At 45.7% G+C, this 2,816-nt stretch carries 3 protein-coding genes and 1 pseudogene; 1 reads left to right on the top strand and 3 read right to left on the bottom strand.

Going from position 1 to position 2,816, the window contains the following annotated elements:
* Positions 1–925 (top strand): IS256 family transposase (locus tag A7090_RS24300; RefSeq protein WP_105275803.1); only part of this gene is annotated, 925 nt, incomplete at its 5' end.
* Between the two features lie 82 nt (positions 926–1,007).
* Here the strand turns inward: A7090_RS24300 and comJ are convergent.
* From comJ to A7090_RS24280, 3 genes and pseudogenes are all read right to left on the bottom strand, one after another.
* Positions 1,008–1,484 (bottom strand): competence protein ComJ, encoded by a 477-nt coding sequence (gene comJ / locus A7090_RS24290; protein WP_105275801.1) that lies wholly within the window; start codon positions 1,482–1,484, stop codon positions 1,008–1,010.
* An 81-nt stretch (positions 1,485–1,565) separates the two neighbouring features.
* Positions 1,566–2,121, bottom strand: a pseudogene (locus tag A7090_RS24285) (ISAs1 family transposase).
* Positions 2,122–2,327: 206 nt separating this feature from the next.
* A partial coding sequence (locus tag A7090_RS24280) for a reverse transcriptase domain-containing protein (protein WP_241957296.1) occupies positions 2,328–2,816 on the bottom strand: 489 nt, incomplete at its 5' end.

Raw genomic sequence — 2,816 nt, 5'->3', positions numbered from 1 at the left:
GAACCAGACGCGTATTACGCAGATGGACAGCCAGATTTTATCTCTGTACGCCAAAGGTATGACCACGCGCGAAATCGTCGCCACGTTCAAAGAAATGTACGACGCGGATGTATCGCCCACGCTGATATCTAAAGTCACCGACGCCGTAAAAGAGCAGGTCACTGAGTGGCAAAACCGACAGCTGGATGCGCTGTATCCCATTGTTTATATGGACTGCATTGTCGTCAAAGTCCGTCAGAATGGCAGCGTGATTAACAAAGCGGTGTTCCTGGCGCCAGGTATCAACACCGAAGGCCAGAAAGAATTACTGGGTATGTGGCTGGCCGAAAATGAAGGCGCAAAGTTCTGGCTGAGTGTGCTGACAGAGCTTAAAAATCGCGGTCTTCAGGACATTCTGATTGCCTGCGTGGACGGTCTGAAGGGCTTCCCGGATGCGATAAACAGCGTCTACCCGCAGACTCACATCCAGCTGTGCATCATCCATATGGTGCGTAACAGCCTGAAATACGTGTCCTGGAAGGACTATAAAGCCGTCACCAGCGGGTTAAAAGCAGTTTATCAGGCCCCGACCGAAGAGGCGGCGCTGATGGCGCTGGATGCGTTCGCGGGAGAATGGGACGATAAATATCCACAAATCAGCAAAAGCTGGCGTGCACACTGGGAAAACCTGAATACCTTCTTCGGCTACCCGCCGGATATCCGTAAGGCTATCTACACCACGAACGCGATAGAATCGCTGAACAGTGTGATCCGTGCGGCGATAAAGAAACGCAAAGTGTTCCCGACAGATGACTCGGTGCGGAAGGTCGTGTATCTGGCGATCAAGGATGCGTCGAAAAAATGGAGTATGCCGATCCAGAACTGGCGGCTGGCAATGAGTCGTTTTATTATCGAGTTCGGTGACCGCCTGAGCGATCACCTTTAATACAGTGGCAGTTACACAGAATTACTGACAGGCTCCAATTGAATAATTGAAAACCGGGGATATTTTATCCCCGGATAATATATTAAAATATTCCTGTCTTAAGAAATTTTTCTTTCACTCCGCCCCACGGATCATCCATTAAATATTGGGGTTCTATAGGCGCATTTGTGTTTACAAAAGTGAACCGATAATACACCTCATCACCTTCACATATTTCATAATAAAGAGAATATAACTCCTTATCTAAAGATAAAGTTATTTTTATTTTTTCCGCTGCTGATGCAACTTCAATAATATTTCTATCTGTAACGGAAAAAGGAACAGCAATACAACGTTGACTATTTTCATCCATTACAAATTTATCAGCCAGTTCTAAACGTACATTTGCACCAAACGCATCTTCAGGCAAGGGATCAAAGATAACATAATCTTTGTGTAGAACAGCCCCTTGTGCAATGTTCCCCTTTCCCCATTGACTGAGGGCCTCATCGAAACCCCTAGAGCGAACTAGTATCTGGCTATGAGATATAAGTAAATCAACACATTGATTATTAATCATTCCACAATCACCTTAACTTTTGTACCATCAGGAAGATCAGACAATACATCCCCGATACTGGAGTCAGCGCCCAGGGCAAGATTACGAAAGCCCGCTCCCCGCAAGGACTGACGCGAGGTAGTTTCCTGTCCATGGCTGCTTTTCTCATCTTACGTCTTAACCCTGCCTTGAATACCTTATCATTCGTCAAAATATTAATAGCGATGTGCCGTATCCCTGAAAATAATTCTGCTGCGTTTCCTCTTCTTATTTTGCAGTCGTCTTCATTCATTACCACGTCCAGACGCCAGTGCAGCTTATTCTCCACGTGCCAGTGATTTCGGATCGCTGTGGCGAACTTCTCTGCGGTTAAATCAGCAGAACTGATATAATACCTGACCGTCATTTCTGGCTCTTTCTTTTGTTCTGCTATTATTGACCGAAAGGAGACTGCCACGCATAATTTTTTCAGTCCTTTCCATTCAAACGTGAAATCAATAGTTTCCCCAAAATCCTCTATATCTTCCCAGCCTTCTGCACCAGAAATGACGGCGCAAATAGTCAACAGAAGAATATCCGACAATTTATGTTCCACTTTCCAGGCTTGTCTGTAATCGGGGATAATAGAAATATGTTCCATCAATTTTTTAAGTTCCATTTTGTTCCCCTTATTTAGGTAAGGAGTATTTAATCATGTATAAGCAATAAAAAACAGCCTCAGGTAATAAGGAATATCTCAATTATTGAACATAAAATGCGAATTGTTTAGTACAAAAAAGCAGCGTTACGTGAGTAGGCCGCCGGAACCTCCCCGGCAGCCTCTCGCAGAACCGTACGTGAAACTCTCGCTTCATACGGCTCCCGTCAGGCAAACGCACTTTCCGGCCCTGCTTTCCAGTGGGCAAATAATTCCGGCTTCTCTTTTGACAGTCTTTCCATTAACTGACATGCCTTCGTCTTGCGATAACGCAGGGTTTTGTATTTCTTTCTCGCCCAGCTTATCAGCGTCAGGTTTAAGTAGACGATCTTCGTTTTCTCCGGATGTAATTCCAGTCCGCATTCCTGAAAACGCACTGCCAGCTTATCCCGCAATTCCTCTGCCTGCTGTTTATTCACACAATGGACCAGCCCGTCATCTGCATAACGGCACCAGGGAACGCCCGGATAACGCAACGTCAGCCATTTGTCGAACACATAATGCAGAAATAAATTCGCCAGTACCGGGCTTATTACTCCACCCTGTGGCGTACCTTTATTTCGTTCCCTCTGTGTTCCATCCGGCATCTGTATCGGCGCTGTCAGCCACCGGCGAATAAACAGTCTTACCCATTTATCCGCACAATGTTTGTCCAC

Source organism: Escherichia sp. MOD1-EC7003, from assembly GCF_002965065.1.
In the GTDB taxonomy this organism is placed as follows: Bacteria; Pseudomonadota; Gammaproteobacteria; order Enterobacterales; family Enterobacteriaceae; genus Escherichia.
The sequence above is the reverse complement of the archived record's forward strand: the minus strand, read 5'-3'. Positions and strand labels throughout refer to the sequence as shown.